The following is a 23054-nucleotide window of genomic DNA, read 5'->3' on the forward strand; positions in this document are numbered from 1 at the left end:
TACTTGTCCATCTGCGGATTTACTCCTTAGTACAGGTAGAATGCAACAAAGAGGCGTATACGATTATGTATAGACTATGTCTTTATCACACGAATGGCAGCAAAAGGGAATTAGCTACCCTGGGGAGGTTGCAAAAAGGAATAGGCGAACTGGTAAGAATAGGTGTTCTTATAAATGGATTGGGAAATTGTACAAGAATTAAAGGTATATAAAGCCAGCTGCAATAACTCAGGCATAATAAAGGCCATGCCAGTCATTACATGGTTATGCATGGGAATGTTGGTAGACGGGTGAGGCGTCTGGGCATGATCGGAGCTGGGACTGTAGTGTAAAATCAGAAAATCCAGAAAGTCAAAATCCAGTTGGGCGGTTTGTTTATGTTCCAGATAGTGGGGCAGCAGTTGTGGAATTTTAAACACTTCCTCCACATCTGTTTGCGGAAACAGACTGCCTAGAAATAGCAGTATGCTAAGCAGGAGGGAGGTGTATTCTTTCATGCTGGTAGTTTGTGGTACATAGCTGTATAGAACGGCCATATTATTCTGCAAACATACGAACGAACAGCCCTGCATTCCAAAAGAAAATGTGATTTATACTAAGGATAAATAACTTATGGTTGAAAATACGATTTTGTTTCCTTCCGTACTTGAGAAGTAACACTCCATCCAAGCTTCTTGTTAGGCGAACTTGTCTTTCAAAGTGTTAAAATATCCCTTCATACAGGCTTTGGCACCTGTATCATATAGATAGTTAATTGTTCATCAACGTGTCAGTATAGTAACCCATTAGAATATCTGCCTGCTGAGCGTTTGTTAAATAAAATTTAATGAGTATCTTTTATAAAAGAAAAGTTATCCCATGGCTTTGCTATATGCTTTATCGTAAATACCGACCCTGTGCCGCTTTGCAGCCTTTTGTAGAGTGCTATTATATCTGGGAGCAAGGACAAAAACTAATGGACCCAATACAGGTAGAATCTCCGCCAAACGGATTTACAGCAATGGTATTTGTTTACGGAGATCGGTATAAAGCAGAAAATGGCAAGCAACAAATGGAGCAGGTTCCATTATGTTTCCTCACCGGGCAACTTACAGCTACGTATCATTTGCAGCTAAGCGGAAAAATAGGGATGGCCGGCGTTGTATTCAAGCCATCGGCTATTTCCAGTATTTTTCGTATTCCCATGCCCGAAATTACCAATCAGCGGATTCCCTTAGACTCAATTTTCGGTCCGGAGGTATGCTTGTTAACAGAGCAAGTAGCAGATGCAACCTCGCATTTTGGTAAAATATCTGCGATAGAAGCTTATTTGTTAAAAAAGGTATTAACACAAAAGTTTAGCCTCGATGCTGTCGATTATGCCGTGGATATTATTATGGAAAGAAAGGGAATCATATCTGTAAAGGAATTAACGCAGCTGCTGAATATTAACCGGCGGCAGTTTGAGCGGAAGTTTATTTACAAAGTAGGGCTTTCTCCTAAGTATTATTGCCGGCTCAAACGTTTGGGACATGTTTGTTCATTACTAGTAGCAAAGAAACATCCGGACTGGCAGGATGTAGTTTATGAAGGTGGTTTTTATGACCAGTCTCACTTTATTAAAGATTTTGTAGAGTTTATTCAGCAAAATCCTTCACTCTATTATAAGCAACACAAAGAACTGGTTAATTTTTTAGACAGATAAGCGTTCTCTGTCGCACTTTTACAATACTTCTGTCAGGTTAGGCTGTAATTTTATCCCATCGTTTACTTAACCGCCTGATTTATGGAAGCTCCATTACTTGCTACCAATACTAGTCTCGCTGCACGGGCTGCCGTCCTGCACAATTTAGCCCAGAATTATGTAACAGAAGGGCTGGGCAAAAAGAACTTCGAAAGCATACCTTATGCCGATGATGTAGTATTACGGGCACCTCTATGTCCCGGTGGGGTGGCCAACCCAGTATATGGCAAAGAAAATGTACGCAGTACCTGGTGGGCTCCCTTACCAGGGTTACTTGGCCAGGTAGAAGTACTCGATACCTTTATTAACAAAGATCTATCTGCCGTAGCTATCGAATTTCATTGCGAAATCCTGCTCAATCCGCCGGTGCTGCTACGCATTATTGACCGGTTCAAGGTGAATGATGATGGGATGATTACTGACCAGGAAAACTTTTTCGACCCTCGTATAGTCACCAACCCGGCCTACTAAACTCAGTCATACTTAAATTCCCTATATATTTTATTTCTAACTTATGAACAAACTACTCTTTTTTATGGTGGCTCTGGTTTGCTGGAGCTGTGCGGACCAGAACATGCCACACCCTCAGCTAACCAGGCAGGCAGCCGATGCGCATGCCAGAAAAAGTGCTCCACTTAATCTCACCTTTGCTAAAAGCATTGCAGGAGCTAACACTTGGATGGGTACCGTAGCCGGCGACATACAGGGAAGTCTGACTACGGTACTTCTCAATGATCCTGGTCAGGGTAGTATATGGCACGTAGAGTTCGACTGGATAGTGGAGGCCGATGACGCCCAGTATTCTTTTACTGCCCGGCTTAAAGGTATTTTGAATACCAAAACCGGAAAAGTTGTGATGAATGGCACAATTATCCAAGGCTGGCAGGTAGGTGCTCAGGTACACGAAGAAGGCCAGATGGTAAACCCTGATAATTTGTCTTTTGAAGGAAATATCCGGATTATGCCTGCTTCAGCTGATTAAATGTGGTCCACTAATCGTTTGCTTCTGACTGGTAAACATAGTATATTCATTATCAGCCGGCTAACCCTCTGTCATAAATTCCCTAACTTCTTTTTTTTTATAAGCTTAATTTAATTCACTATTTTATGTCACTTACTAACACCCCAACTCTAACACAAGACACTGTTTCTTTTAGTGCATCTTTTGTTCCCTTGTGGGAGCGTGCAAAGAATTATACAATAGATATGGCAGAAGCCATGCCCGAAGAGCATTATTCGTATGCACCGGTTAACGAAATACGTACATTTGCCCAACAAATGGTTCACCTTGCCCAGGCGACTAATATGCTATGTGCAGGCTTCCTTACCGGAGAGCCATGTCCTCTGGAAGATGGGAAGGGTATTCAAACTAAAGCCGAAATCATAGACTTTCTGAGCCGTTCTTTCGATTATATGGGAACTGCTGTAGATTCCTTAGCAGAAGAAGAGTTGAATCAGAAAGTGATGATTGATTTTCTGGGTATAGAACTTACTAAGAAAGAGATTGTATATTTTATCCGCGATCATAGTACACACCACCGTTCACAGGCATTGATTTATCTGCGGGCAAAAGGCATTAAACCTCCGCAATATCGTGGATGGTAAGTATTCGATAGGTATTCACTCTTACTATATTTTTTCTTATGCAAACAACTAAGATCAAACAAAGTCTTACTGACCTGAGTCGTCAGGGGATGGCTATTGAATTTTTTTCAGCTTACCAGGAAATGGATGTTGAGCGGATGCTGAGCTTATGTACAGAGGAAGGAACGGTACATTTTACCTCCTTGGGAGAGGCAGGCAAAGGTAAAATTAAAGAGTTTGGCAGAAATCTGTGGTTACTGCTGATGGAGTGTTTTCCGGATTTGGATAATACCGTTACATCTACTAAAGTGGATACTGCTGGAAATGTAACCTGCCAGGTAAAAATATTTGGTACGCAGGCCAAAGATTTTGCCGGTATAGTTAGTAAAGGTTTGCGTTTTGACAGTGACCACATTTTTATCTTTCATTTTAATGAAGATAACCAAATAGACGATATCCGGATTACATGGGATCATGTACACTTTTCCAGGCAGTTGGGTTCATAGTGAGCCCCTCCCTATCTTTTATTCTACAGTGACAGAGCCTATCTACAAGCTCTGTCACTGTAGATGTATAAAATACAATTATCAGCTAAGTTAAAACCAGCGGACAAAGAGTTTTACCAAGCGCTTCACTTTATCTGTATAAGGCGGGTAAATCATTTTTATCGAAGTAAAACCGGTACGCTGCTTCAGGACAGCTTTCTGATTAGAAAAATCTAAAAATCCGTAGTGGCCGTGCGCTTTTCCGATGCCACTGGTGTTTACACCGCCAAAAGGCAAATGCGGGTTGGTGTAGTGCAATACACACTCGTTAATGCAAACACCGCCAGAAGACGTATTATTTAAAATAAAATCAGTGTTTTTGTTGCTCTGGCTAAATACATATAGAGCCAGGGGTTTATCGCGTAACTTGATAAAGTTAGTTACCTGCTCTAGCTCCTCAAAAGTCAGTATGGGGAGTACAGGCCCGAAAATTTCTTCCTGCATTACCTGCATATAGGCATTTACCCGGGTTAGCAGCGTAGGCGCAATATAGTTTTCATCTTCAAGTATTTCTCCTCCGGCAGCCACCTGCGCCCCTTTTTGCACCGCATCGCTTATCAGATTTTGTAAACGTTTGCGGTGCAGGGCATTTACAATTCTGGCATAATCCGGAGAGTTAGCAATGGAACTGGCATTGCCTGCAAACAACTTCTGAATGGCGTTTTTTAGTGCCTGCACCAGTTCTGCCTCTTTGCTTTTATGTACAAACAGGTAGTCGGGAGATACACATATCTGACCGGCATTCATAAATTTGCCCCAGACTATTTTCTCGGCAGCATCCGCTATATCTGCCGTCTGGTCTACCACCACCGGCGACTTGCCGCCTAGTTCCAGGGTAACCGACGTAAGGTTTTCGGCAGCGGCTTTCATAACGATTTTGCCAATCTGAGGGCTACCAGTGAAAAAAATATGATCGAACGGGAGACGTAATAATGCTTGCGCTACTTCTGCATCGCCTTCTGCTACCGCTACTTCATTTTCATTAAACAGTTCGCCAATCATTTTCTTAATCAGCGCAGATGTAGTAGGCGTCATTTCAGAAGGCTTTACTATGGCACAGCATCCGGCAGCTATAGCCGAAACTAAAGGTACTATGGCCAGGTTAAAGGGGAAGTTCCAGGGAGCCATAATTAAGGATACGCCTTTGGGCTCGTACTGAATATACGAGCTAGAACCTAGCAGCGCTATGGGAGTAGCTACTTTCGTGGGTTTCATCCATTGCCGCAAATGAGCTGTGGTATGGTCTATTTCTGCTTTTACCGGGTATATTTCGGTGCTGTCTACTTCTGCTGCTGGTTTGCGGAAATCGTCGTACAAGGCTTCGTGGATCAGTACCCGGTTGGTAAATAACCAGTTTTTTAGTCTATGAAGTTTTTCTATTCGCTGGCTGGCCGTGGTTTGCCGGATATAGTCTTTATGTGCCCGTTGCTTTTCAAAGATTTTCGTGAGTGTATCGGTGAAATTGGATTTTTCAGAAATGGAGGTAGGTAATACATTCATAGGTGTTAGGGGTTAGGGTCATTGAACAGAACTGTATTCTTGTAAAATTGCCTGATACAAAACGCTGTTCCTTCTAAAAATTAACGGCAAAAGCAGCTAAACCTGACAGACCTGGCAAGTTTATAGCTAGTAGCCGGAATTGCTATCTAATAAAATGAATAAATGACTCATTTTCAAGGTTTAGTACAAAAAAATATAGAATCTGTATAGCCTATGTACTTTCATATGGGCAAATTTCTTTCTATAAGGATTAATTTAAGGAAGCAGGCAGTTTAAAATCTGCTTTGCCGTTTTCTTCCTCCATAAGTTGCAGCATCAGTTTACTAGCCTGGTTATAGCTTTTTCCGGAGAAGTTTCCTGCTATACTTGTGGCATAACTTACTGCCTTGATGGGAGTGAGTAAAAGGTTGGTAAGATTGGATTGCGGTACTTCCAGTAGATCTGCTACTTTGCTGCCTAATAAAAATCGCATAAACGAAGGATTAAATGCTTTCAGAGCGGCAGTAGGCGTAATTTCATCAAAACAGGTAAGCAGGGATTTTGTCAACTCTATGCCGGCTTCCGATTTGCGGAAATGTCTCCGGGTAATAAGTTTATCAAGCAAATAGGCTTCTTTCATGGAGGCAGGCAGCAATTTTTCCTCAACCCCTAATAAAAAGCCAATAACATTCCATACGTGTAGATACGCTTCTGCCTCTTCAGAGGTATAATACACACCTAGTTTCTGCAAACCTTCCAGCACGATGTAGGAAAAAGCCAGGTTAGTGCCGGCCATATCTTCCTGGTTAATAGGTTTGCCCCAGGCATCATTCCATTGCCTGCTTTGTAGCACATGAAACCGGACTGCTGCATGCATCAACCGCACTCTCTGTATGGTATTTATACCATTCCCTTTTCCGGAAAATGCGCCGCTAGTAGCTACCGTTAGTACAAATTGCCCGGTTTCAGCCAGGCGTTTGCGGGTATCTTTCCGAATCCGTTGCGATAGATACAATACCTGAGCACCATCGGCGGCAGCATAACAATAGGGTAATGAAAGGCTACCTAAAATAGATAAAATGGGTTGTACATGCTGATCAAAAAACCGGGCTCCTGCTTCTAGCTTTTTTGCATTTACCCAGGCAGGTAAAGTAGCTGTTTGGTGGAAAAATTGTATAACGGGCTCAGCGTGTGCAGCTGGCAGGTGGTCAGTATTTCTGGCAATAGCTGCTATCAGCTGGCTTACGGCTCCCGCATTCCCGGTTGTAAATAAATGTTCAATTACCTGGTCTGCCAATGGGTCGGTTTGTTGACGCATAGTCTGCAACAGGTCATTAGAATAAGCACTTTTCATAAAAGAAACTAATGTATACTATCTATAAGGAAAAACCAGTACAGAATGTTTCTTTCTGCTAAAGATATACCCGTAGTTTTCTTGTTTTAGGCTTATGGCCTTGTAAGCTGTTCCATTCTAGCCAAGATATCGGCCAAAAAGCCATTTTCGATAATTGCATCGTAATGACCTTCTACAAACTGGTCGGCCCGCAGGTGGGTGGTAATAATTTGGTAGAGGGTAAATATATCGGCCGTTTGTAATTTTTGCCGGTTTTCCAGATAAGTTACCGCCTCATCGCTCCAGGCTTCCCAGTCGAAGTCCTTCAAAACAAATCCGTTGTTATGTAGATATTGAAATAGATCTCTGGCGGTAGAAGCACTTACCCGGCTGCTCATATCTCCCCAATACCCAATGCGGGAATACTCTGGAGACGTATTTTGGAGAAGTGGAAGAAATTCAAGCAATCCTTTAATAGATTCCGGCTGTGGCGTCATACGAGAAAAATAAGACTGAGTGAGTAGGTATGTTTTCGAAGATTAACGCCAGCAATGCAGGAATGGTTTATTTTAAAGCAATAAAACAAAGAAAGCCGGTCGCCTCAACAGACAACCGGCTTTGTGTTTCTATATAAGTGTAGGTACCGCTGTTTAATTCTGCAATTGCTGCGCAAGCTTCTGCGCTTCCCACTGACGCTGATCTAATACGCTGGCATACCGGCGGGCTTTCTTATTACCAAAATCAGTATAAGATCTGTTCACCCAAGTTTTCGCATTTTCCAGGTCGCCTAGTACTTCATAGGCCAGAGCCAGATTAAAAGCTGCTTTACCGGCTACCTTGGCATTGGGTGATTGGGTTGCTTTTAGCCAATAATCAGCGGCTCCTTCCCAATCGTTTACCCGGGCTCTGCGGGAACCTATCCCAAAATTGGCATCTTTCTTTGACTTCTTATAAAATTCCCGTTCTACGGTATACCAGGTAGGAGAAATTCTGGCTCCATAGGCTAAGCCAGTCATGTGGCTTACCTTCTGGATGGCAGCTTTAGAATCAATTAACTGCACCACGGCATCTTGTATGGAATTTCCTTTGGCATACCAGCGGTTGTTCCGGTTAAGGTGATACTGGTCGGTAATGGTTTTTTGTTTTGCGTCGTATAAACGGTAGCCGATTTTAACCGTAGCCACACCTTCTGCATAATATTCCGGAACCAGAATCGTATCTCCCTTTTCAGTGACTTTCTTGGTGTTTTTGCTGCCTTTGGTGACTATAAAATCAGAGTCGTAGGTTTCTATGGCTAGTATCGCATCAGCCTGGTATTTCAGGCTGAGTTCATTTACTAACGTCCACTGTAGCGGTACCGGAAAAGAACCGCCTGAGCCAGAACCCTTTAATTCTTCATTCGTCACAATCATTTCATACCGCGGAGAGTTGCGTAAGTTTTCTTGCAAACCGCCCATAGCTGCCTGTATATTTTGTTTATCCTGTCCGGGAAACTCACCTGTGAGAAAACCTTCTACTACGTTGGCTACTTTGTTTTCCGGAATGGTCCGGTTTACGATGGCTACTTTCTTAATGTGGGGAGCAATGGTTACTTGTGCCGGCCGCATCACTTTCAGATACGTACTGGTCATACAACTGCTCAGAAACACCACAGGCAGCAGATAGAATACTTTATAGATATTTTTCATATGTAGAGGTTGTTGCTTCTACAAATCTATGTGCCTGCCGGAAGTATTTTGTGTAATTACATATTGTGACTGAGAGATGTAAGTAAGCCGTTAGTTTTCAGAAAGATACTATAGAAAAATAGCCTGACAGAACTGGCTGTCAGGCTATATTGGACAATGTAAAATGCATTTATTTGCTGAATGGGATGGCATCGTATACCTGCACCTTTTGCCAAAGATGCGAGCATTTTTCTACAAATTCTTTGTGTTTGGGATGCGGCTGATACAGGTCATGCTCTTTCTGGCTCTCAAAGACAAACGTAATGGAATAATCATAGGAACTATCTATTACCTCACGCCTGGTAGGAGCCGGAACTCCCAGATAAGCCGTTTGGATATGTTCAATTTTAGCTAGCTGTTGCAAATGCTGCTCAAAAAATGTTCTGTCCTGTGCAGTAGCAGAATCTTTAAACCAGAAATAAACGGTGTGTACAAACATAGGTGATGTGCTAATGGGTTTATGTGCTATTTGGCTGATTAATCTTTCTGCAATATCTGTAATAATCCGGAAAACTTATTTAGTAGAAGATACTTTTTGATATCCTGCCGACTCTTTTGCTTCTCCCCGCAAATGTGCCAGTAATACATCGTAAACTTGTGCGGCTTGCATTTGTGTAGTTGGCAGTCCCATAGCATGTTTGGTAATCAGTAGAGGTCCATCCTTGGGATCATCGGGATAACGGCCATGCGAGCCTTTTACCAGGGTTGCATCCAGGGGAATAATGTCCATTAGCATCCGGAAGCCGAGCTTTTTCTTTAGCACTTTCACGCCCACTTTCAGCGGCAGCATATTGATGCTAGGGTCAGCAAACATCTCTACCGGGTCGTAGCCAGGTTTTTTATGTATATCGACTATGCGGGCAAAGTCGGGCGCTTTGGCATCATCTAGCCAGTAGTAATAGGTAAACCAGGCATTTTTATCGGCAATGGCTACCAGTTCTCCCGCCCGCGGATGATTCAGGTGATGCTGTTTCTTTTCTTCTTCGCCCCAAACAGCTTCTACGCCTGGCACAGCCTCTAGCAGCTTTCGTACCTCGTTTATTTTGCTCTTATCATTTATATACACATGTGCCACCTGGTGGTCGGCCATGGCAAAAGCTTTACTTACGCCTGCATCCAGTAGTTCCAGGCCGCGTTCTTCCCGTATGGCTATGTAACCTTTCTCCCGCAATACCCGGTTCAGGTGCACCGGGCGGTTTACGGGCGTGATGCCGTATTCGGATAGCACGACTACCTGGGCTCCTCTCTTTTCATAGAATTCGATCAGGTCTTTGCAAACTTCATCAATCTCCTGCAAGTCTTTGGAAATTTTAGAAAGATCTGGCCCATGCCGCTGAATATTATAATCCAGGTGAGGCAGGTAAATTAAGGTGAGCGTCGGGTTGTGCCATTCGTCTACCAGCTTGGAGGCATCGGCAATCCATTTACTGGAACGGATAGTGGTACGTGGCCCCCAGAAATCAAATAAGGGGAAGGTGCCTAAAGCAGCTTGTAATTTATCCCGCAGCGTGGCAGGCTGCGAGTAACAGTCTGGCATTTTGCGGCCATCGGCCAGGTATTGCGGACGGGGTGTAACGGCATAATCTACGGTAGAATACATATTGTACCACCAGAACATATTGGCACAGGTAAAATTAGGATCTTCCTGCCTGGCCGCATCCCATATTTTAGAAGCCTCTACCAGTTTGTTGGATTGCCGCCATAATTTAATCTCACATTCATCCCGGAAATACCAGCCGTTTGCCACAATGCCATGCACATCAGGAGTGTTGCCGGTAAGGTAGGTAGACTGTACAGAACAGGTTACTGCCGGAACAATGGGCATAATGGGTGTAACATGGGCTTTTTCTGACCATTGCTTCAGGAACGGCGTATGCTCTCCAATCAATCCGGGAGTTAGTCCTACTACATTCAAAACGGCTGTTTTACGCATGGGAAAGGTATGTATAGAAAATGAGTTAGTTTGTTGTGTAAATATAAAACGAAACGGCTTACCAAAGTTCCTCCTGAGCTGAAAGCTAACAGGTGTTTGTAAGGGTTACGAACAATAAAGTTGAAAAAAGTGAATAAAATAAGGGAAGTAGCTTACTTTTGCCTGATTACCGGCGTATCGTAGTTCTTCTGCATACGTATTACCCACTATGAAAATTGGACTGATTTCGGACACACACGGATACCTGGATGAGCAGGTATTTTCTTACTTTGAACCTTGTGATGAACTATGGCATGCCGGGGATATTGGCAGCCTGGAGCTTATTCAACGCCTGGAAGCTTTTAAGCCTGTGCGGGCCGTGTATGGCAATATTGATGACCAGCAAATCAGAATTTCTTATCCCAAAGATCAGAAGTTTGTCTGTGAAGGCCTGGAGGTATGGATTACGCATATTGGCGGCTATCCGCCTAAATACAATCCACAAATATTAAACGCATTTAAAACCTATATTCCCCATATCTTTATCTGCGGCCATTCCCATATTCTCAAGGTAATGCCTGATCCGAAGCATAATAAGCTGTTATATATGAATCCGGGAGCCGCCGGCAAACATGGCTTCCACCACATGCGAACTTTGCTGCGGTTTGATATTAATGCCAAGAAGGTAAGTAATCTGGAAGTAATTGAGCTGGGAAAGCGGGCAGTATTGTGATGAATGAATGATTTTCATTGTGGTTTGTATTTCAACCTATGCATAAGATGAACCAATTAATCTTTTCATCTAATATTTCTTGTTATTCCATCTTCACTTCCGAGTATTAAACTATCTTTATCAACCTTGAGTAACTTATTTTTACTTGTAAACTCATTGAAAAAGATAATCAAAGAATCTTCTTTTAAAATATAGGACATACCGCCATTGGCATCATAATCCACAACATAAAAAGAGTTACTATCTAATCTGAAGTCAGCATGCGGTCCATCAGAATCAGTCGTCCAGATTCCAAATAACTCTTCTACTGGAAATTTAGGATTGTTAATCTGAGTTTTTGGAATACTATCAAATTCTTTGTGGCTATTCAAGTTGGAACACACCGTGGTGTGTTCCAAAGAAAAAATCAATGCCGGCAACTGCAATTGCTTTCCATAAAGCTATGCGAATCTTCGTGCCAGGGGAAAGCCTGACTGTAGCGGGTGTTTTCCCAATAGAACTTGCTACGCTTGCGGTCATAATTTCCTACTTCATTCAGGGTTTCCGATTCCAGCAAGCGGCCATTAATCATAGTGTATTGAATAGATTCGGTATGCTGAATATTTTCTAACGGATTTTTTTCCAGAATAATTAAGTCTGCCAGCTTGCCTTTGGCTAATGAACCCAGGTCTTTATCCAGGCCTAAATATTCAGCCCCATTCAGGGTAGCTGCCCGTAAGGCTTCCATATTCGACATACCGCCTTGTTGTAACATCCACAGCTCCCAGTGTGCGCCTAATCCCTGTAATTGACCATGGGCTCCCAGGTTTACTTTTACTCCGGCATCGGTGAGTTTTTTGCAAGACTGAGACACCAGAATATGGCCGTTGGTATATTCTTCATCGGGAACCATGGTGCGGTGGCGGGACCGGGAATCAACTACGGACCGGGGAGTGAAGTTTAATAACCGCTCTTTTTCCCATACATTCGTTTTCTGATACCAATAATATTCTCCATTCAATCCGCCATAGTTCACAATCAAGGTAGGGGTGTAGCCGGTTTTGCTGGCACTCCAGAGTTTTAGTACATCGGTATATAGGGGAGCAACTGGAATGTTGTGTTCAATGCCTGTGTGGCCATCCAGAATCATGGACATGTTGTGGAAGAAGTGCGAACCACCTTCCGGTACTACCAGCATATTCAGCTCTCTGGCCGCCTGAATTACCTGCTGACGCTGCTCCCGGCGGGGTTGGTTATAGCTTTTTACCGAAAACGCACCAAAAGCTTTGGTTCTTCGTAAGGCTGAACGGGCATCTTCCAGGGTATTAATTACGGCTTTGAAATCTCCATCCGCTCCATATAATACGGTACCAGTTGAATAAATCCGGGGGCCTATCATATTCCCGGCTTTTACCATTTCTGACTGGGAAAATACCATTTCGGTATTGGAAGAAGGATCATGCGTGGTAGTAACTCCATAGGCCAGGTTGGCATAATAGGAAGGCTGCTTCTGCGGACTTAACCCCTGCCGGAAAGTACCCATGTGGGCATGTACATCTACAATCCCGGGCATAATGGTTTTACCTGTTACGTCTATAACCTTGGCTTTTGCCGGAATTTGTACCGCTGCCGAAGTGCCAATAGCTATAATGCGGTTTCCCTCTACAACGATGGTTCCATTTTCTATCACTTCCTCACCATTCATGGTAATGATCCGGGCACCTTTCAGTGCTATCTGTCCTTCGGGTTTGTCTGACTTTACTACCAGATTTATTTTGAGTCCAGTAGTGTCAATGGGAGGGAGGCTATCCGATGCTCCTTCTACAAACGTGAAGCGGTTTTTCAGGTCGTTGGTAAAATATTCTTCACCCAGGGTCCAGTGTAATTTCTTGCTATCTGCAGACCAGTGTAAATTAATTCCGGCATCGCGGCTTACCTGGGCTACGGGTACCGCTTTAGTAGTATTGGTCAGATCTATAATTTGGCCGGATTGGGGCATGGGAGCAATGTAGGCCTTAAAAAGTTCGGTAAAAGCTATCCACTTATCATCCGGACTTGGAACAAATTGATTGGCATATTTAGACGTGAAATGGACTATTTCATCTTTCCCGTTCAAGTCTGCACTTTTAAAAGCTTTTTCTAATCCTCCGCCAGTCTGGTAAAAAATGCGGGTACCGGTGGCATTAAACCTGGGCGAAGAACCTGCGTCAATAACCAATGTAGCTTCCCCTCCGGCAGCTGGCATCCGGTAAATGCCGGCATCTTTGGTATGGGTAAAACCTTGAGCCGCATTACCAGTTTCGCGGATAAATACTAATTGCTTACCGTCTGGCGAATAGGAAGGCGTACGGTAAATGCCTTTGCCAGTAGTGATTTTTACAGGTTTGGCTTTGCTGTTTTTTATGTTGAGCTTGTATATAGCCCCGCTTTGCTCATCGTTCCAGGTAACATAGACAAGTTCGTCGCCTTTGGGAGAAAAAGAGGGTTCAAACTCAAAATCTGTGGCATTGGTCAGGCGGACTGGTGTACCATTGGGCAGTTCTTTTTTCCATAAATAGCCGGCCGCGTTGAATAGCAGCAGCTTTTCATCCGGGGAAGTTACCGCATGCCGGATAGCTTTGGCTGTGAAATTATCTGGGGCTACTTCCTGTGAAAACCGTACGGCTTCTGCTATCTGGTGTTTGGCTTGTACAGTAAAAGGTATTTCGGTGGCAGTGCCATTCGAGGCATTTACTTTCCAGAATTTACCTTTGCCCCAGATAATGATATGCGTATTGTCCGGCATCCAGTTAAAGTTGGTATATACGCCAAAAATAGCCCAGGCTTCCTGCTGATCTTTGCTTAGCCCATCAAACAAAGGCCATTCTTCGCCGGTTTGTAAGTCGTGCAGGTAGAGGACACTTTTTTCGCGGACACGGCGGACAAAGGCTAGTTTTTTGCCATCCCGGGAAATTTGCGGGCGGGCAGCTCCGCCAGGCCCACTAATCACATCTTCTGTTTTGCCAGTCTGCCGGTCGAATTGTTTAATAACATAAATCTGGCTATTGGGGTCTTTATTATACTGGAAAAAGCCACCAGGATACATATCTTCCGCGTAGTACACATATCGGCCATCCGGAGAAATGGTAGGTTCATTCACGTCTTGCTGGTCGTTTTTGCGTTTGGTCAGCTGTAAGCCTTCACCACCACTGCTGTGGTACATCCATAATTCACCGGCTCCCAGAGAACGGGTAGCCGTAAAGTGTTTTCTGGCAATGAGGTACTGCCCATCCGGTGTCCAGATGGCATTGTTCAGCAGGCGGAAACTTTCTTTGGTAATTTGCTTTGCACCCGAACCATCGCGGTTCATTACCCATATATTATCGCCTCCGGCCGCGTCGCTGGTAAAGGATATTTTTTTGCCATCCGGGCTGAAGCGGGGCTGCACTTCAAAAGGCAATCCGCTGCGGAGGACTTTGGCTTCGCCTCCTGTAGTGGGCATGCTGTAAATATCTCCCAGCATATCAAACACCAGTTCTTTGCCATCGGGGCTAGTATCCAGGTTCATCCAGGTACCTTCATTGGTAGTAAATGTTATTTCTTTGAATGAGCCACCAGGATTGGCTACATCCCATTTCTTGTCTTTTTCTTGTGCATCTGCGAATCCGGTAGTTAGTAAGGAGAGAATAAGAGCAATGGTTTTCTTCATTAGAATGAAAAGGAATGAGGTTGTAAAGCTTCAAATATACGCAGAGTTGCCGGAAGGGGGAAGCAGGCTACCTGACTATGTATGTAAATACTTGCTTGCCATCCGCTGAAAATTTATAGCATGGAAAAGAGGGTAGTTAACTTATTTTTCTGCCATACAATCCGCTTTATCATTCAGGACGTAGGTATCGCACAATCCATTAAAACCATCAAATCTTTTATCTATGAAAAAACTTTTCAAGCTCCACAAAGGATTAGCCGTTACTATGCTTATGCTTGCATTAGCAGCCTGCCAGAAAGATGACTTATTAAATTTCCCCTTCCCAGGTACTGGCAACAACCCCGATAAGTTATCTATTACTTTCTATGCCTTAGCCAGTGGTGTATCGCTGGATAAAATTTCGACTGATAATCCGGAGAAGGTACTTAACTCGGCTACTATTACAGGTTTGCAGGCTGGAGAGAAGATACTAGCCATTGATTTCCGTCCGGCTACTGGCCAATTGTACGGCCTGAGCAGCACCAGCCGGTTGTATGTGATAAACCCTGAAACAGGTAGTGCCAGGATGATCGGCTCAGATCCGTTTTCTCCAATGCTTGAGGGAAATATTGCCGGATTTGACTTTAATCCTACTGTAGACCGCATCCGGGTAGTTACCAGTTCCGGACAAAATCTGCGGTTGAATCCGGAAACAGGAGCTGTAGCAGCTGTAGATGGACCAATTAACGGACAGGCAGGTGCTCAACTAGCTGCTTCTGCGTATGACAATACTATAGCTGGTGCCACTTCTACTACCTTATATAATCTGGATCTTAGCACACAGAAATTGTTCAAACAAATACCGCCGAATGACGGAACACTGGTAGAAGTAGGTTCTTTAGGATTGAAAATAGAAGGGGAAGGGGGTTTTGATATTGCGGCTAAAGATGGTACGGCCCTTGGATTATTTGAGGTAAACAAAAAAGCTATTTTATTTACAGTGGATCTGACTAATGGAAAAGCTAAAAAAATTACCAGCTTTACCAAAGATGACATGTATACTGGTATTGCTATACCTACCGAACCTGTTGCCTATGCTGTAGATGCCACCAACCATTTGCTGGTATTTAATCCCAATAATACAGCTGCTACAGTATCCAAACCTATTTCTGGCATGACTCCGGGTGATAAAATTGCAGGTATTGATTTCCGTCCGCTGAATGGACAACTGTTTGCTTTAGGAACATCTGGTACAATTTATACGCTTAATACTTCATCAGGGGCTGCTGCCATTAATGGTACATTGAGTGTACCTCTGCAAGGCACTCATTTCGGATTTGACTTCAATCCCACTGTTGACCGTATCCGTATCATTTCCAATACCGGACAGAATCTGCGCTACAATCCCAATGATGGTTCGGTATTAGTGGATGGAATGCTGAATCCTGGAACACCGGCTGTTACAGCTTCTGCGTACACGAACAATTTTGCTGGAGCTACTGCCACTATGCTCTTCAATATAGATACAAACACCGATAAATTGTATCTGCAGAATCCGCCGAATAATGGCACTCTGGTAGAAGTAGGCGCCTTGGGTGTAAATGTAGAAGCGGCCAATGGGTTTGATATTAGCGGCACAAAAGGTATTGGCTATGCTTTACTAAGTTCCGGAAGTAATACTAAACTTTATACCATAGATACGGCTACTGGTTCAGCAAAAGAAGTGGGAAACTTCTCCTATTCCGTGCAAGGCTTTGCTATAGGTTTGGGCTTTTAACTCTTTATACACTGTTAATCCCTGTCAGGCCTCTCTAGCTTGACAGGGATTACTTAAAGATTGATTAATAGTATGCTGTATATAGCACAAGTAAGGTAGGAAATTAGTTGAGGGGTAGCTGATATCTGGTAGTTACCAATCTGCAGAAGTAGATTTTTTAGCTGTTATAGCAGGTTCCTTTTTTACTTCTGGTTTGGCAAGCATCGCTGCTTTTAGTGTGGCTATGCTGTTATTCACAGCGGTGTAAGTATATTTCAGATGATTTTCCCATAAAGCTTGCCATCCGGAAGCATTTTCTTCTTCCAGAGGCTTGGTTTTGCCAGTAGGAACCATTTTATAATTCCTGTCTTCTTTGTGATACTGGAACACAAAATGGCTGAAATTATACCGGTATTTATTTTCTTTAATCTCTATAGTGGCTGTATAGGCTATTTTCCCATGGATCTTTTTAAAAAGATATCCTCTGGCATATACAGGTAATTCAGTCGTGGCCGTTAATTTTCCGGCAAGCGAATCTGCCTGAGAGCTGGTGATATGATAGCCATTCGCAACTAACCATGTTTTTGCATTACTATAAAGGGTTTTTTCAGAAAGGCTATCTGCTTTTACTACTTCCATAAATGCAATTTTCTTCTGATCATCCAGTGGAAACTGGGTTTGTGGGAATGCGCTAAACCAACAAAGAGCTAAAATAATGGTGCACAATTGTTTCATAGTAAGCATAAGCTATGTTAAAAAAAATTATCAAATATAGCTATCAGGAATAAGCAAGAAGGCAATCAAACATTCTTGAAGAGGTCACTTCACAAATATTACAGCACCAGGCAATACAGGCCATATCGTGTTCAAGGCAGTGCAGGTGTACTATGTACGATGCTCATTAAATGATATGTCACTGTATTGTCTGGTATACTGCAATTGGTTGTTTGCTGATTAAGCAATAAACTGCTGATATCTAATAAATCTCAGAAGTCGAATATATTAACGAAACAAAAGCAAGAATATCTTCAAATGTAATAGGTGATTGTTAATAAACTCATACTAAACTACCTTTAGGTCGCACTATACGCTCTTCAGAGACCGTTTCTTGAGGAAAGTAATCTATGCCAGTATTTTCGAGCAAGCTTTCATTGTGCTGGCTAATGTCTAAACCAACTTTTTCGTCTTCTTCAGATACTCTCAACGGAGAGATCATATCTGTTACTTTTAATAAAGCAAAAGAGATAGCAAATGCAAAGATGGATACAATAACCAAGGCAATTACGTGATTGATAAACAAAGTGGTGGTACCAAAGGCTAGTCCTTCATCTACTACAGCACTATTAATTGCTTTAGAGGCAAAAATACCAGTCATTAACATTCCTACCATACCACCTACGCCGTGGCAAGGAAATACATCCAACGTATCGTCTAGCTTAGATTTTGAGCGTAAGTGTGCCACCATATTACTTACAATGCCGGCTACCGTGCCAATGAAAATACTAGAAGGTACAGTAACAAAGCCAGCAGCTGGTGTAATGGCAACTAAACCCACAACTGCACCTATACAAAATCCTAATGCAGAGGGCTTTCTACCTTTAGACCAGTCAAACAAAATCCATGACAAACCTGCAGCAGCAGCAGCGGTATTTGTAGTTGCAAATGCAATTGCCGCTAAGGGGGCAGCACCTACGGCAGAACCTGCATTAAAGCCAAACCAGCCAAACCATAATAAACCAGTTCCTAGCAAAACAAAGGGTATATTGGCCGGAGGCAAAGTAGTATTGGATTCATGGCTTTTTCTTCTTTTCAAATAGAGTGCAGTAGCCAAAGCGGCCCATCCGGCAGACATATGTACTACTGTACCCCCTGCAAAATCCAGTACGCCTAAATTAAACAGGAAACCTTCCGGATGCCATGTCCAGTGGGCAATAGGTGCATACACAAATATGCTGAACAAGCAGATAAATAGAATGTAGGATTTAAAGTTGATTCTTTCTGCAAATGAACCGGTGATAAGGGCAGGGGTAATAATGGCAAACTTCAATTGAAAGAATGCGAAAAGTATTAGTGGAATGGTTGGAGCCAGCGACCAGGGTTTGCTCTCAATTACACCTCTAAACATAAAGAAGGTACCAGGGTTACCAATTATTCCGCCAAGAGAATCGCCAAACGCTAAACTAAAACCTACAGTCACCCATAATACACTCATAATTCCCATGGCAATAAAGCTTTGCAACATAGTAGAAATTACGTTTTTGTGGTTGACCATTCCCCCATAAAAATAAGCCAGTCCGGGAGTCATTAATAATACCATAGCAGCTGCAGTAAGCATCCAGGCAATATCACCGGAATTAAGACCTTCAGTAACGATAGTAGAAGGCACCGCAGGTAATAGCACTGCAACCACACTTAAAATAAGCAGTACAAGCAGTGGAATATAGGAAGGTTTTTGCATAATAGGTAAGTAATATTGTTTCTAATCTGGTAGAAATATCTAAACAGACATTTTAGTCATTTCTTAGTCATTTCTACCAGATTTCGTTTTAGAACTTATAAATAGCCGCCATACCAAACGTCGTCTGAGAGTTTTTGGTAAAGTTGCCATCTGCATCCATAAATTGTTGGGAGGCTACTTCAGAAGCACCGTCTATCTTATTGAAGTTATCAAGACGTAGTTCAGGTTTTAGTAAAATATGACCATCTGCCAAAGTGAAGTTTCCTGTAAGCGTCCAGGTAGTAGCACGTGCGCCGCGGGCCGTACCGAAAGAGTCGATGTTGCGTAAACCACGGGCACCTGAAGTGTTATCGAAAAACTCACCTCTGAAGCCTAAACTAAACAAGTCGGAGAAGGTATATACGCCGTATAAGTTAACTCCACCCCACGTTTTTAGCTCATCTGTATCGTCATCAGCAGGAATAAAGGTACCTGGTGAACCTAGAACGCCTTTCTGCGTTCCAATCATACCCCAGAATCCTAACAAGAAGTTATCGGTTAATTGATAAGAGCCATTTAAGTCATACACTGTAAAGTTTCCGTTAGGGGTTCTGCCCAAAGAATCTGCATTGGCTTCTTTGGAATACATGTAGTTGAAGTAGATATTAAATCCATCCGCAGGTGATACAGCTAATTGACCAATAATTGCTTTAGCCCGGTTATTATCATACATATAATCAAATCCATTAGCTACGCCTACCATCAGCGACATATAATCAGTTATAGCATAGTTAGCCTTTAAGCCAGTATGGTAAAAGGGGATTCCGCTATTGAAAGTGTGGTTGATGGAATAATGAAAATTTAGCGGCGCATCTATCAGTTCATAGCCTATATGTGTTCCAAATTGACCTAATGTAAAACTTAGCTTATCAGTAGCATTGTATTTAAAATATGCCTGCTTGATCAGAATGGCAGAGAAATTATCATTGCCAATAGCATAGCCATATCGGGGTTCCAGCACTGGAACATTTCCGTAATTACCATATTGTGCATTAGGGCCAAAGGCTAAGTCAGCTACCATTTCAGACTTACGGTTAGTATATCTAAAAATAGTTTGTACCATCCCCAGGGAGAACTGGTCTACCCTTCTGTCAAATCCTCTTCCTACGCCAGATTGGCCCATATTATCTCGTGAGGCTGGGCGATTGAAGTTGGTAAAATAATAAGAATCGATGTAACCTGAGATTGAGAAAGTTGATTTGTCTGTCTCAGTAGAATCTTGAGCTTGAGTGAATCCCTTGGTTGTAGCCAGGGAGCAGAGCAACATGGCAAAATATAAAACTTTTTTCATAGTGTTTGGATAAGAGGTTGGGTAAAAGCATGCTAGGCCGGCAGAATTTCTACCGGAAATTAAAGTTTATTGCTAGTATGAAATATCTTAAAGGTTGCTGGCTATTGTGAAGCTAGTAAGCGTACAGCATAAATTAATAAGCTTTTTATCCTGTCACTCATTGAGTTGGACTTGTTACTGTAAGGAGCGGGTTCTCTACACAATCAGTTAATGTGAGGTTTGTAAGATAATAACCTGCTACTTAATTATGCCTCCTCAATAAAATTCAAAAAGTTTAAATATCATTAAATCAGTAAAATAAGCTAGGTAATATGTAGGGTCAAAGGAATGCTGTTTGTGTTACTTAGATTTATAGTATATAAAAGGGCAGATTTTGCGTAATACATCGCTTACCAAAAATCTGCCCTATCTCATATTTATTGTACAGCTACAACTTCATTTGTTACGTTGGTTCCAGAGTATGCAGCCATGCCATGCTCGAATACATCAAGGCCTTCTACTTCCTCTTGCTTGGTTACCCGAACACCCATAGTTTTATTGATGGCATAGAAAATACCGAATGCACATACAAACGAGGCAGCACCAGCAGCACCTACACCAATCAACTGGTTGATGAACTGCGATACACCAGCTTTTGCACCAAACAAGCCAACTGCTAACGTACCGAATACACCACATACCAGGTGAACAGATAAGGCACCTACCGGATCGTCAATTTTAGCTTTGTCGAACATAACCACAGCAAAAACAACCAGCATACCAGAGATTAGGCCAATTACCACCGAGTCCAGAACACCCATTTGATCGGCACCCGCTGTAATGCCTACCAGGCCACCTAATACACCATTGAGTACCATACTCAGGTCATGCTTTTTGAAGATAAAGAATGAAGTAAGCATGGCACCGATAGCACCGGCAGAAGCAGCTAACGAAGTGGTTACCAATACTAAGGAAGTTAATCCTGGGTCAGCAGAGAGAACAGATCCGCCATTGAATCCGAACCAGCCTAACCATAAAATAAATACACCTAATACGGCCAAAGGCATGCTGTGACCAGGAATCGGATTAATTTTGCCATCTATGTACTTGCCTACTCTTGGGCCTAATACTAATATACCGGCTAAAGCTCCCCATCCGCCTACAGAGTGTACCAAGGTAGAACCGGCAAAATCATAGAATCCGATGGTGTTTAACCAGCCATATCCCCATTTCCAGCTACCAATAATCGGATACACCAGGCTTACATATACTAAAGTAAACACCACATAAGCTTCCAGTTTAATTCTTTCTGCTACTGCACCAGATACAATGGTAGCACAGGTAGCTGCAAACATGCCCTGGAATAAGAAATCTGTCCAGAAAGTATACCCAGGATTATACTCGCTGGTAGTTCCGTTTTCCGGCAGGCTTAGCCCAAAGCCTGAAAAACCAAAGACATCCATGGATACACCATTTTCAAAGCCTGGGTACATAAGGCCAAATCCTACAAATGCATAGGTGAGTAAGCCGATGGCAGGAGTAATTGTATTTTTAAAAAGGACGTTTACCGTATTTTTAGATCTAGTTAAGCCGGATTCCAGGGAAGCGAAACCCAGGTGCATGATAAATACAAGGGCTGTGGCTACCATCATCCATACGTTATTTACAGTAAATAACGTAACAGCAGCAGTGTTAACAGTTTCGGTTACAGCAGCAGAGGTTTCCTGATAAGCTGCTGCCACCACTTGGGGTGCAGCTTGCAAGACTTGAATTACCAGATTGTCCATAGAAAATGTGGAGTAAAGATTTAGGTTGAATAATTGTGCTTGGGTTATAAATTGACTTGTGTTTTTGTAAGGATGGGGAGATTATAAGGCGGCTTTTCCTACCTCACCGGAGCGGATACGGATTACTTTTTCTACATCATAGATAAAAATTTTGCCGTCGCCAATCTCACCGGTTTTAGCTGCCTTAAGAATACATTCTACTACCTGATCTACTTTTTCTTCCGGAACTACAATGTCCATCATAATTCTGGGGATAGATCCCATATCATAATGGGCTCCTCTGTAAAAAACTTCTGACTTCTGTTTGCCAACTCCTTTCACCTCCATATAGGTAAAATAATCGACTCCGATGTTGTGAAGGGCGTCTTGCACTTCGTCAAACTTGGAAGATCTAATGGTAGCTTCTATTTTCTTCATAAGTAGCGTATTGATTGTAACAAAAGTATATAAAAAAATATTAAAACCAAATGTTGTATGGCAGAAATTTACAGGTGTTTTTATAAAATTCTTCATTATTTGGGAAAAGTGCAATAAAATATTAGGGGTATTACAGAAAATACTGATGAAAAATGAAATTTTACTTAAAAATTGAAGGGCTTATGGAAAAAGTAATTTTTTTCTGATATAAAATTTTAACAACATTTAATTGTGTTATTTCAATAAATAGCTATGTTTTTCATTCTATCTATGTACTTGCTATGGGCTATAGGTTAATGATTTAATAAATAAATTCATTGATAATCAATAAGTTATATATCCGTGACAACTCTTTGTAAACATAACCCAAGGCTTATACATAAACGGGCAAAGTAAAATGAGAGGAAAAATGAAAAACTAATGTGTTTTTTGAAAAACGGGTTAAAATTTTAGGGTGTTATTCTAAAAAGTTAAAATTAGGAGGGCATTAGTAAAAAAATGGAGAGCCATATAGCAAAAAAAATATTTTCATGAAGGATATATATAAATAAAAAAGACTGCTATATGAGTAGCAGTCTTTTTTACTATACTTTAACGTGAACTATGGATTAGTAAAAGCATAAAGGGCTCAAAATGAATTAGCTT

The 23054-nt window shown here is 42.2% G+C and carries 21 protein-coding genes; 7 read left to right on the plus strand and 14 right to left on the minus strand.

Annotated elements, in window-relative coordinates; translation table 11 throughout:
- Positions 1-110 precede the first annotated feature (110 nt).
- Positions 111-497, minus strand: coding sequence for a hypothetical protein (locus Q0590_RS27335; RefSeq protein WP_302040823.1), 387 nt, complete (start codon positions 495-497; stop codon positions 111-113).
- Positions 498-871: 374 nt separating this feature from the next.
- On the opposite strand from Q0590_RS27335, the gene Q0590_RS27340 reads away from it, so the two are divergent.
- The 5 genes from Q0590_RS27340 (at position 872) to Q0590_RS27360 (ending at position 3813) form a co-directional block, all read left to right on the plus strand.
- Positions 872-1684, plus strand: coding sequence for a DUF6597 domain-containing transcriptional factor (locus Q0590_RS27340; RefSeq protein WP_366970527.1), 813 nt, complete (start codon positions 872-874; stop codon positions 1682-1684).
- An 81-nt stretch (positions 1685-1765) separates the two neighbouring features.
- On the plus strand, positions 1766-2194 hold the full coding sequence (locus Q0590_RS27345; protein WP_302040825.1) for a nuclear transport factor 2 family protein: 429 nt from the start codon (positions 1766-1768) through the stop codon (positions 2192-2194).
- A gap of 43 nt (positions 2195-2237) precedes the next feature.
- Positions 2238-2705 carry a hypothetical protein gene (locus Q0590_RS27350; RefSeq protein WP_302040826.1) on the plus strand — a complete coding sequence of 156 codons (468 nt, stop codon included), beginning with the start codon at positions 2238-2240 and terminating at the stop codon, positions 2703-2705.
- A gap of 125 nt (positions 2706-2830) precedes the next feature.
- Positions 2831-3328 carry a DinB family protein gene (locus tag Q0590_RS27355; protein WP_302040827.1) on the plus strand — a complete coding sequence of 166 codons (498 nt, stop codon included), beginning with the start codon at positions 2831-2833 and terminating at the stop codon, positions 3326-3328.
- A 38-nt stretch (positions 3329-3366) separates the two neighbouring features.
- Entirely contained in the window at positions 3367-3813 is a 447-nt protein-coding gene (locus Q0590_RS27360) for a nuclear transport factor 2 family protein (RefSeq protein ID WP_302040828.1), read from the plus strand.
- 90 nt (positions 3814-3903) lie between these two features.
- Here Q0590_RS27360 and Q0590_RS27365 read toward each other — a convergent pair whose 3' ends face one another.
- The 6 genes from Q0590_RS27365 to Q0590_RS27390 all read right to left on the minus strand — a co-directional run bounded on the left by Q0590_RS27365 (position 3904) and on the right by Q0590_RS27390 (position 10324).
- Positions 3904-5352: an aldehyde dehydrogenase family protein gene (locus Q0590_RS27365; protein ID WP_302040829.1), complete on the minus strand. Its 1449-nt coding sequence runs from the start codon at positions 5350-5352 to the stop codon at positions 3904-3906.
- Between the two features lie 250 nt (positions 5353-5602).
- Positions 5603-6685: an oxygenase MpaB family protein gene (locus Q0590_RS27370; RefSeq protein WP_302040830.1), complete on the minus strand. Its 1083-nt coding sequence runs from the start codon at positions 6683-6685 to the stop codon at positions 5603-5605.
- A gap of 92 nt (positions 6686-6777) precedes the next feature.
- Positions 6778-7161: a DUF6508 domain-containing protein gene (locus tag Q0590_RS27375; RefSeq protein WP_302040831.1), complete on the minus strand. Its 384-nt coding sequence runs from the start codon at positions 7159-7161 to the stop codon at positions 6778-6780.
- Between the two features lie 153 nt (positions 7162-7314).
- Positions 7315-8352 (minus strand): DUF6340 family protein, encoded by a 1038-nt coding sequence (locus Q0590_RS27380; RefSeq protein WP_302040832.1) that lies wholly within the window; start codon positions 8350-8352, stop codon positions 7315-7317.
- Positions 8353-8521: 169 nt separating this feature from the next.
- Positions 8522-8830: a Dabb family protein gene (locus Q0590_RS27385; protein WP_302040833.1), complete on the minus strand. Its 309-nt coding sequence runs from the start codon at positions 8828-8830 to the stop codon at positions 8522-8524.
- Between the two features lie 75 nt (positions 8831-8905).
- Positions 8906-10324, minus strand: a complete 1419-nt coding sequence (locus tag Q0590_RS27390) for an alkaline phosphatase family protein (RefSeq protein ID WP_302040834.1) — start codon at positions 10322-10324, stop codon at positions 8906-8908.
- 208 nt (positions 10325-10532) lie between these two features.
- Between Q0590_RS27390 and Q0590_RS27395 the strand changes: the two genes are divergently transcribed.
- Positions 10533-11036 carry a metallophosphoesterase family protein gene (locus Q0590_RS27395; protein ID WP_302040835.1) on the plus strand — a complete coding sequence of 168 codons (504 nt, stop codon included), beginning with the start codon at positions 10533-10535 and terminating at the stop codon, positions 11034-11036.
- 65 nt (positions 11037-11101) lie between these two features.
- Here Q0590_RS27395 and Q0590_RS27400 read toward each other — a convergent pair whose 3' ends face one another.
- Together Q0590_RS27400 and Q0590_RS27405 are read right to left on the minus strand one after the other, a co-directional pair.
- On the minus strand, positions 11102-11407 hold the full coding sequence (locus Q0590_RS27400; RefSeq protein ID WP_302040836.1) for a hypothetical protein: 306 nt from the start codon (positions 11405-11407) through the stop codon (positions 11102-11104).
- Between the two features lie 35 nt (positions 11408-11442).
- A complete protein-coding gene (locus Q0590_RS27405) occupies positions 11443-14703 on the minus strand; it encodes an amidohydrolase family protein (RefSeq protein WP_302040837.1) in 3261 nt (1086 codons plus the stop codon).
- A 223-nt stretch (positions 14704-14926) separates the two neighbouring features.
- Between Q0590_RS27405 and Q0590_RS27410 the strand changes: the two genes are divergently transcribed.
- Positions 14927-16459 (plus strand): DUF4394 domain-containing protein, encoded by a 1533-nt coding sequence (locus Q0590_RS27410; protein WP_302040838.1) that lies wholly within the window; start codon positions 14927-14929, stop codon positions 16457-16459.
- Between the two features lie 132 nt (positions 16460-16591).
- Here Q0590_RS27410 and Q0590_RS27415 read toward each other — a convergent pair whose 3' ends face one another.
- From Q0590_RS27415 to Q0590_RS27435, 5 genes are all read right to left on the minus strand, one after another.
- Positions 16592-17173, minus strand: coding sequence for a DUF4468 domain-containing protein (locus Q0590_RS27415; protein WP_302040839.1), 582 nt, complete (start codon positions 17171-17173; stop codon positions 16592-16594).
- A 322-nt stretch (positions 17174-17495) separates the two neighbouring features.
- The gene (locus Q0590_RS27420) at positions 17496-18896 is read right to left on the minus strand and encodes an ammonium transporter (protein WP_302040840.1); all 1401 of its coding nucleotides are present in this window, start codon (positions 18894-18896) and stop codon (positions 17496-17498) included.
- Between the two features lie 88 nt (positions 18897-18984).
- Positions 18985-20226, minus strand: a complete 1242-nt coding sequence (locus tag Q0590_RS27425; protein ID WP_302040841.1) for an outer membrane beta-barrel protein — start codon at positions 20224-20226, stop codon at positions 18985-18987.
- Between the two features lie 416 nt (positions 20227-20642).
- Entirely contained in the window at positions 20643-21992 is a 1350-nt protein-coding gene (locus Q0590_RS27430) for an ammonium transporter (protein WP_378410553.1), read from the minus strand.
- An 81-nt stretch (positions 21993-22073) separates the two neighbouring features.
- A complete protein-coding gene (locus Q0590_RS27435) occupies positions 22074-22409 on the minus strand; it encodes a P-II family nitrogen regulator (RefSeq protein WP_302040842.1) in 336 nt (111 codons plus the stop codon).
- Between the last annotated feature and the right edge of the window lie 645 nt (positions 22410-23054).

Source organism: Rhodocytophaga aerolata (assembly GCF_030503435.1).
Taxonomy (GTDB): domain Bacteria; phylum Bacteroidota; class Bacteroidia; order Cytophagales; family 172606-1; genus Rhodocytophaga; species Rhodocytophaga aerolata.

Coding starts and splice junctions, on each gene's coding strand:
- Q0590_RS27385 (WP_302040833.1), bottom strand. CDS start 8,830: ATGTTTGTACACACCGTTTATTTCTGGTTTAAAGATTCTGCTACTGCA.
- Q0590_RS27410 (WP_302040838.1), top strand. CDS start 14,927: ATGAAAAAACTTTTCAAGCTCCACAAAGGATTAGCCGTTACTATGCTT.
- Q0590_RS27435 (WP_302040842.1), bottom strand. CDS start 22,409: ATGAAGAAAATAGAAGCTACCATTAGATCTTCCAAGTTTGACGAAGTG.
- Q0590_RS27350 (WP_302040826.1), top strand. CDS start 2,238: ATGAACAAACTACTCTTTTTTATGGTGGCTCTGGTTTGCTGGAGCTGT.
- Q0590_RS27360 (WP_302040828.1), top strand. CDS start 3,367: ATGCAAACAACTAAGATCAAACAAAGTCTTACTGACCTGAGTCGTCAG.
- Q0590_RS27345 (WP_302040825.1), top strand. CDS start 1,766: ATGGAAGCTCCATTACTTGCTACCAATACTAGTCTCGCTGCACGGGCT.
- Q0590_RS27430 (WP_378410553.1), bottom strand. CDS start 21,992: ATGGACAATCTGGTAATTCAAGTCTTGCAAGCTGCACCCCAAGTGGTG.
- Q0590_RS27415 (WP_302040839.1), bottom strand. CDS start 17,173: ATGAAACAATTGTGCACCATTATTTTAGCTCTTTGTTGGTTTAGCGCA.
- Q0590_RS27365 (WP_302040829.1), bottom strand. CDS start 5,352: ATGAATGTATTACCTACCTCCATTTCTGAAAAATCCAATTTCACCGAT.
- Q0590_RS27335 (WP_302040823.1), bottom strand. CDS start 497: ATGAAAGAATACACCTCCCTCCTGCTTAGCATACTGCTATTTCTAGGC.
- Q0590_RS27355 (WP_302040827.1), top strand. CDS start 2,831: ATGTCACTTACTAACACCCCAACTCTAACACAAGACACTGTTTCTTTT.
- Q0590_RS27340 (WP_366970527.1), top strand. CDS start 872: ATGCTTTATCGTAAATACCGACCCTGTGCCGCTTTGCAGCCTTTTGTA.
- Q0590_RS27390 (WP_302040834.1), bottom strand. CDS start 10,324: ATGCGTAAAACAGCCGTTTTGAATGTAGTAGGACTAACTCCCGGATTG.
- Q0590_RS27375 (WP_302040831.1), bottom strand. CDS start 7,161: ATGACGCCACAGCCGGAATCTATTAAAGGATTGCTTGAATTTCTTCCA.
- Q0590_RS27370 (WP_302040830.1), bottom strand. CDS start 6,685: ATGAAAAGTGCTTATTCTAATGACCTGTTGCAGACTATGCGTCAACAA.
- Q0590_RS27405 (WP_302040837.1), bottom strand. CDS start 14,703: ATGAAGAAAACCATTGCTCTTATTCTCTCCTTACTAACTACCGGATTC.
- Q0590_RS27395 (WP_302040835.1), top strand. CDS start 10,533: ATGAAAATTGGACTGATTTCGGACACACACGGATACCTGGATGAGCAG.
- Q0590_RS27420 (WP_302040840.1), bottom strand. CDS start 18,896: ATGCAAAAACCTTCCTATATTCCACTGCTTGTACTGCTTATTTTAAGT.
- Q0590_RS27425 (WP_302040841.1), bottom strand. CDS start 20,226: ATGAAAAAAGTTTTATATTTTGCCATGTTGCTCTGCTCCCTGGCTACA.
- Q0590_RS27380 (WP_302040832.1), bottom strand. CDS start 8,352: ATGAAAAATATCTATAAAGTATTCTATCTGCTGCCTGTGGTGTTTCTG.